This window comes from Nostoc sp. CHAB 5715, from assembly GCF_020829685.1.
Taxonomy (GTDB): domain Bacteria; phylum Cyanobacteriota; class Cyanobacteriia; order Cyanobacteriales; family Nostocaceae; genus Nostoc.
This window is the reverse complement of the sequence record NZ_JAIVFR010000352.1, coordinates 1-6,823: the sequence shown is the minus strand read 5'-3', so window position 1 is coordinate 6,823 and position 6,823 is coordinate 1. Positions and strand designations below refer to the sequence as shown.

Here is a 6,823-nt window from a genome sequence, read left to right as displayed (position 1 = left end):
GGGTTAGGGTTATTGTAGGCGTAGAAAGTTTCCACGCCATCAATGCCCTTTTGGGACGCAGCTGGAATTAAGTCAAAAAGCGATCGCTTGTAACGAGCCGGATGAGCCAGAACTGCCAATCCCCCAGCTTCATGAATAGCAGCAATTACGTTACTTGCTTGATATTCTTGCCCTGTAGTCGGCCTTCTTTGGAGATAAGGCTTCATGCTAGGGTGTTCTGGTGTAAAAGCGTAAGCCAAAATGTGAACTTCTATATCCAAAAGGCTGGCATTAATTTCTACACCACTCCACAAGTAAGGAGTGCTTGCACCAGGATTATTCCACTTCCAGTCTTCTAACCAAGCAACTGCCGCTTGATAGCCGATAATACCATGATGATCGGTGATGGCTAACCCTTTTAGTCCAATAGCGATCGCCTGCTCCATCAATGCACTAGGCTGCAACCTACCATCCGAGTAGACAGTGTGCATGTGAAAGTTGAATAACCTTGGACAACTTTGTGCATCAATGTTTTGGAATACTTGCTTCAAAAGTTCTGTGGAAGCAGTAGTTCGGGCCAAATTTACAACCATAACCCCCTCTGAACAAAAATATATCTTTTTAACACACTAAAACGGTACATCTACAGATGAGAAAGACTCAGCACTAAATAATTAGTGTTGGCTGCTACTTTCTCAGCTTTCTCAGCAAATTTTTCAATATGTTAAGACTACGTTAGCAAATCTTAACCTCAGTAGTCATGCGTAATTTGCACTACTTTTAACATAAGTAGTAATAAATCTTGCATATAAATTTATATAAATACGCCTATAGTAGTTGTGCTAAATGACTTACATTTCAAGACTGAAGAGAGTAATTTTCTTTAATAAGCCTGCAATCCAACTATATTTTACGTATAAAAAACATAATTATTCTCAGTAATTACACTAATTTAGATAACTAGTAATGACTTCAGCGTAGGCGTAGACCACACTTCGGCTGCGCCCTTCGGCTACGCTCTCCCAAGGCTCAGTGACCACCGCAGGCATCGCATAAGTCAGTCTACAATAACTTCAAGAAAACTAGCGATCGCTCCTGAATCACTATACCCCTCGCGCAATTCCAAAAGAATCTCCCTTCAAGGTGACACCAAGCGGTTCTACCACTACCTCGCGGGTAAGGGATGCTTCAACCCTTCCAGCAATCACGGCCGTAAGCTTACGTTCTCTTGCAAGGATGACAATCCTCTCTGCATCCTGCTCTGACTCTGTATAGAATGCAAATCCTGCTCCGTAATTGAACACAGAAAGCATCGTCGTTGCCCCGCCCTCAAGATGACCCTCAACAAATGTAAATATCTCCGGCACTGGGAGCATCGTTTCAATGATATACCGGAGCGGCTTCACCGACCGCATCAGCTTTTGCCATCCATGTCCAGTGATGTTCTCCATCGCGGTGGGACGAATTCCCTCACCAAGCACCGCCTGCACAAGCGGCGTGTAAAGATACGAAGCGGCATTCATCGCTTCCCAGAACTCCTGCCCACTTGGAAGTTTTGTTCTATAGCCATCAGGGAGGGACTGGGCGAGCTTTCGCAGTGGGGTAAAGCCGTTCTCATGAGGCCCCGAACTTTCGACAAGAACAATGGTATTTCCGGCATCCAGACGCGAGCTATCAATGGGAGCGACACCAGGTGGCATAACCCCAAAAACCGAGCCTGCGATGTCGAGCCGACCTGGAATCATCTTCGTTTTTAGTTGAGGAGTTTCCCCTGAGAGATACACACATCCAACTCGTTTGCATCCCTCAACTACTCCATCCAGAAACCCATCAAGAAAGGCGGGGGTGAAGATCGTTTCAGGAGTACTCGACGGCAGATATAAACCGAGAAGTATAGTCTGCATACCTGAGGTTGCGGCATCGTTTGTAAGACACGAGATGATCTTGATACCAATATTCCACCAAAATCGTCGAATTTCTTCTTCGGAAAGGTCGTCAGGTCGGGTATCGTCTGCTGTACCCAGTCCTTCGGGGACAAGTGTCATCGAAAGTTCTCTAGCCCCCGCCTCTAGAAACGGAGCAAGGTTGAAGCTGAAAGCGTTAGCACTTGCTCCCAGACCCGATGCAGGCACGATGCCATAGGCGCTTGCAAAGCCAAGGGTGCGTTTTGCGGCATCGATGAAGCGTTGTTTTGCGGCATCGAGAGTATCGTAATCGACTTGATCGAGAGCTTGAGGCATCAGGTTGCGTTAAAAGTTAGGAGTAGAGACGCGATTAATCGTGTCTGTGCAGGAGTTAAAAGTTAGGAAAACTGATAACTCATAACTCCTAACTCCTAACTTTAAAATACCTCATCTTCAATACCGCGCCACCATTCTCCCAAATTCATCATGTCTTGGTAAATGTCTTCTAATTCTTTGGTGTAGGCATCATTTGTCAGGGTGGCTCGACGCTCTTGCAATTTTTTGAGGCGCAGTTGTACCAATACCCAAGGTTTAGAGATGCTATTCGTTGCTTCGATGTATTGCGCTAGTTCTTTGCTATCCATATATTTTATATTTTGATTTTCACTACTTTTATTTAGGCGATGCCCGTCCCAATACCGTTCAGTTAAGCCCAAAAACCTTGGTAGAGACGCGAAATTTCGCGTCTCTACAGGTCTAAAATCAGTACCAAAAATCCTTAACTGAACTGTATTGATGCCCGTCCTACTACTGGAAAACAGAAAAGGGAGAAATTAAAAAGAACTTCTCCCTTTGCTGGTGGGCTTTCTGCTTCAACTTTTGTAAATTAACAAACTTCGGCGGGTTTAAGTCCCCGGCTTCTAACAAGCCGCAAGTATGTTAGGCGGGGTCTAAATCCCCGTTACAAAACTGTACTTCCGACTTCCGACTTCCGACTTCTTTAACTTATTGCTTCTCCTTTAGATAGTCTGGCACAAGCCGCACAGACGCATTTAGCTTTGTCATTCTCAAAAGGTAGGAAGCAGCTTACTAAGAGGCATCGCACTCAGTTCAAAACTGGCAATTAATTAAGCTTTAGCCAAGTTTTCAGCAGCGAAGTCCCAGTTGACTACCTGGTCTAGGAAGTTCTTAATGTATGCAGGACGGGCATTTCTAAAATCGATGTAATAGGCGTGTTCCCAAACATCTAAGGTTAGGAGTGCTTTCTGACCATGAGCTAGAGGGTTCTCTGCATTCGGTGTCTTGATCACCTTCAGCGTACCGCCATCATCAATCAACCAAGCCCAACCACTGCCGAACTGAGTTGCAGCTGCGTTAGAGAACTCTTCCTTGAATTTATCGAAGCTGCCAAAAGCTTGATCGATTTTGGCTGCGAGTTCACCAGTAGGTGCGCCACCACCTGCGGGCTTCAAGGAGTTCCAGAAGAAGGTGTGGTTCCAAACTTGAGCAGCGTTATTAAAGATTCCCGCTTTAGAGGAGTCTTTGAAGGAAGTTTTAATCACCTCTTCCAAAGACTTATCAGCAAGTTCTGTACCCTCAGTGAGCTTGTTTAGGTTATCTACATAAGCCTTGTGATGTTTGCCATAGTGATACTCAAAAGTCTCAGCTTTTACGCCATAAGGCTCTAGAGCATTAAAGTCGTAGGGTAGTGGTTCTTGTACAAATACCATTTGTGAAATCCTCTCTTTACCGGTTTCCAGTTGAAAGCTATTGCAGAAGCTTGGGAAATTAATAGCTTTTATTTTTAGTGGTTTTATGTCTTTAATCATGGAACATAAAACTTAACATCGTCATTCTACTACCAAAGTGAAGATAAAGTGAAGACGGAAACGAAAGTACTTCGGTGATAAGTCAAATCGCTAGCAATTCCTAACTATAAATAAAAATGACTAATATTTTATAGCAAAGGGCTAATAACTAACTAGCATTTAGCAATTAAAGCTTTCATACTTCTATCTTTAGTAGGATTAATTACGATGTGAAAAATCAGTCAAAAGCGAGATGATTTAATATTAATTAAATGTAAAAGTTTAATATTTAAAGAAATGTAAGATTTATTTACACTTTCCAAATGCTAGTTCTTAAAGAAGATAGCCAATAGTCAAATTATCTATTTTATTTTCAAATACAGTTTTAAGGATGGTAAGTGAATAATCACTCACCTACCACCCTTGGAAACTAAAAAACTGACAGCAAATAGCGGTGGTTAAAACTGAGATAAACGCTGTTGGTAATAGTTAACGATTTGTGCCGTGACTTCAGACACTTCCAAACCATCTGTTTGAACTTCGATCGCATCAGCTGCTTTTTGCAAAGGGGAAACTTTGCGCGTACTATCTTTCCAGTCACGTTCAGCAATATCGCGTTCCAGCTGCTCTAAACTCACTTCGGGTTGACCTTGTTTGTTAAAGTCTTCCTGGCGGCGACGGGCGCGTTCACTTACGGAAGCGGTTAAGAAGATTTTAACTTCGGCATCGGGGAATACATGAGTGCCGATGTCCCGCCCTTCAGCTACTAAACCACCTTTCTTTCCCCAGTTTTGCTGTTGTTTTACCAGTGCTTGACGGACAGCGCTTTGTGCAGCGATCGCAGATACAATAGAAGTGACCTCAATCGTGCGAATTGCCTGGGTAACATCAGTACCGTCAATCCAAACCCGCACAGACGATTGTAAATCCTGGGTAGGAGTAAGTTCAATTTTACACTGGTTAGTTAATTCGGCGATCGCACACTCATCATCAATGGCAATCCCCTTTTGCAGTACTAACCAAGTTACAGCCCGGTACATCGCTCCTGTATCTAAATACACTAAATTTAGATATGCTGCCACTTGACGCGCCACTGTAGATTTTCCAGCCCCGGCTGGGCCATCAATGGCGATGATGGGTTGACGATCGCGCAATATAATATTGTCAATCAAACGTGTAGACCCAAGACGAGCTGCGATCGCCAACATTCCTTCCTCCTCAACTGTTTCTAAAGACATTAACGTAGTCGGTTCAACCAATTCAATATATTCCACTAAAATCGTGCTGACTATAGCCACTTCTTGCTGTACTAGTGCTATCAAACTGTTACTATTGCGATCGCCTGCAAGGAAAGCAACTTCAGCTCGTCGCAAGCCGCGATATAACGCCGCTGCTTGCTCTTTTGCCGTTGCAGTCAAATATTGATTACGAGAACTGAAAGCAAGACCCGAAGTTTCCCGCACTATTGGACAACCAACAATTTCTACTGGCAAATTTAAGTCAGCTACTAAGCGTTTAATAATTGCTAGTTGCTGACCATCCTTTTGACCAAAGTAGGCACGGTCAGGCCGTACCAAGTTGAAAAGTTTGGTCACAATCGTAGCGACACCCTGAAAGTGACCTTGCCGAGAACGACCACACAAGCCTGTTATCATAGCAGATGGGGGGATAACTTGTGTGACCTTTGATTCTTGTATACTCTTCTGGGGAACTGCCATCGCTTCAGGAGTTGGTGCAAAAATGGCATCTACCCCAGCTTGTTCGCAAAATTGTTGGTCTTGCTCTAAAGTGCGGGGATAGCGTTGATAATCCTCATTGGGAGCAAATTGCAGGGGATTGACGAAAATACTCACAATCACCGTAGAATTTTCTTGCCGCGCCCGTTGAATTAAGCTTAAATGACCTTGATGCAAATTTCCCATCGTTGGCACCAGACCGATTGCCGTCTGATACCAGCCAGTCATCTCATCTAGTTTTAGATCCTCAGTAACCCCAATTAGCTTGTTTTCTGAGCATCGTTTAGTTAAATAGCAGCGTAAAGCTGCGACTGTTGTCAGCAGGCGCACAAAAATACCCCTAGTTCTTATCGATCCCTCCCCCGTTAGTTTATATCTGAAAGAGAGGGAAGAGATGATTGAACTAGGGGAATTGTTATGGAGGATGGGGAGTGGGGAGTGGGGAGTGGGGAGTGGGGAGTGGGGTTCGGATTAGCAGGGGAGGAAGGGGAGGATCTTGAGGGACAAGAGTTATTGTTCAGTAATTCTTCTCTCAAGAAAAGCCTGCCCCAACCAAGAAATTCCTTAACCGAACGGTATTGGGGAGTGGGGAGTAAGTAATTAATTTTCTTCCCTACTCCCTACTCCCTACTCCCTATTCCCTACTCCCTACTCCCTACTCCCTACTCCCTACTCCCTAAGACTTCAATATGTACTGGTGCTACACCACTACCCATCATTCCCAAAATCCGAGCCGCACCAGCAGACACGTCAATGATTCGACCTCGAATAAATGGGCCTCGGTCATTAATCCGCAACACTACAGAACGACCATTGCGGGTGTTGGTTACACGGACTTTTGTACCAAAAGGTAAGCTGCGATGAGCGGCAGTCATTCCTTCTGGATTAAATCTTTGTCCGCTAGCAGTACGATTACCAGAAAAGTCATAGCCATAAAAAGAAGCTATACCTCTCAAGGTGGCTCGCACTACTCCGACGGCAATCTGTTGAGGCTGCTTTGGTATTGATACTGGCAGACGCACAGGTAAATTAGCAATTTCTTTTAAGGGAGATGCATTGCCTAGAAGTCTCCGCAGGCGATTGGTTGCTTGCAATGCATCTTGCGCCAGATTGTTGGTGGTATCTGGCGTCAGCCATGTCGACAGCCGGCGTGGAACGGATGCAAATGGCAATGACATCCTGTGGGCGTCTCATGACGGCTATTTGCAGAATTTCGGCTGCTATCACGAGCGGGAAATAGAATTGAATGCGGCCGGCACCAAGATAAAAGGCCGGGATCTGCTTCGGGCTGATGAGAATGCCGCAAAAACGCAATTGCAGTCGATCTCCGCGGTTTCGCGTTTCCACATTCATCCTCACATTCAGCTGCATCAGCGGGACGAAGAGTCGGTCTACT

The 6,823-nt window shown here is 44.8% G+C and carries 7 protein-coding genes and 1 pseudogene; 2 read left to right on the top strand and 6 right to left on the bottom strand.

Features of this window, described 5'->3' with window-relative positions:
- The 5 genes from LC574_RS19700 to LC574_RS19680 form a co-directional block, all read right to left on the bottom strand.
- A partial coding sequence (locus LC574_RS19700; RefSeq protein WP_229455061.1) for a PHP domain-containing protein occupies positions 1–572 on the bottom strand: 572 nt, incomplete at its 3' end.
- Between the two features lie 510 nt (positions 573–1,082).
- Positions 1,083–2,219, bottom strand: coding sequence for an AIR synthase related protein (locus LC574_RS19695; RefSeq protein WP_229455060.1), 1,137 nt, complete (start codon positions 2,217–2,219; stop codon positions 1,083–1,085).
- 101 nt (positions 2,220–2,320) lie between these two features.
- Positions 2,321–2,527, bottom strand: a complete 207-nt coding sequence (locus LC574_RS19690; protein ID WP_229455059.1) for a hypothetical protein — start codon at positions 2,525–2,527, stop codon at positions 2,321–2,323.
- A 483-nt stretch (positions 2,528–3,010) separates the two neighbouring features.
- Complete coding sequence (locus LC574_RS19685; RefSeq protein ID WP_229455058.1) at positions 3,011–3,613, bottom strand: superoxide dismutase; 603 nt, start codon at positions 3,611–3,613, stop codon at positions 3,011–3,013.
- A gap of 536 nt (positions 3,614–4,149) precedes the next feature.
- The gene (locus LC574_RS19680; protein WP_229455057.1) at positions 4,150–5,757 is read right to left on the bottom strand and encodes a bifunctional pantoate--beta-alanine ligase/(d)CMP kinase; all 1,608 of its coding nucleotides are present in this window, start codon (positions 5,755–5,757) and stop codon (positions 4,150–4,152) included.
- A gap of 108 nt (positions 5,758–5,865) precedes the next feature.
- On the opposite strand from LC574_RS19680, the gene LC574_RS19675 reads away from it, so the two are divergent.
- Entirely contained in the window at positions 5,866–6,027 is a 162-nt protein-coding gene (locus tag LC574_RS19675; protein ID WP_229455056.1) for a hypothetical protein, read from the top strand.
- A gap of 62 nt (positions 6,028–6,089) precedes the next feature.
- Here LC574_RS19675 and LC574_RS19670 read toward each other — a convergent pair.
- Positions 6,090–6,551, bottom strand: a pseudogene (locus LC574_RS19670) (septal ring lytic transglycosylase RlpA family protein); the annotation flags it as partial.
- On the opposite strand from LC574_RS19670, the gene LC574_RS39135 reads away from it, so the two are divergent.
- Positions 6,544–6,823: heparinase II/III family protein (locus LC574_RS39135; protein ID WP_368736710.1), on the top strand; the 280-nt coding region annotated here is incomplete at its 3' end. The pseudogene LC574_RS19670 and the gene LC574_RS39135 sit on opposite strands and share 8 nt — an antisense overlap.

Bases quoted from the DNA above. Each gene is read 5' to 3' on its own strand.
- LC574_RS19695 (WP_229455060.1), bottom strand. From the start codon at position 2,219: ATGCCTCAAGCTCTCGATCAAGTCGATTACGATACTCTCGATGCCGCA.
- LC574_RS19685 (WP_229455058.1), bottom strand. From the start codon at position 3,613: ATGGTATTTGTACAAGAACCACTACCCTACGACTTTAATGCTCTAGAG.
- LC574_RS19690 (WP_229455059.1), bottom strand. From the start codon at position 2,527: ATGGATAGCAAAGAACTAGCGCAATACATCGAAGCAACGAATAGCATC.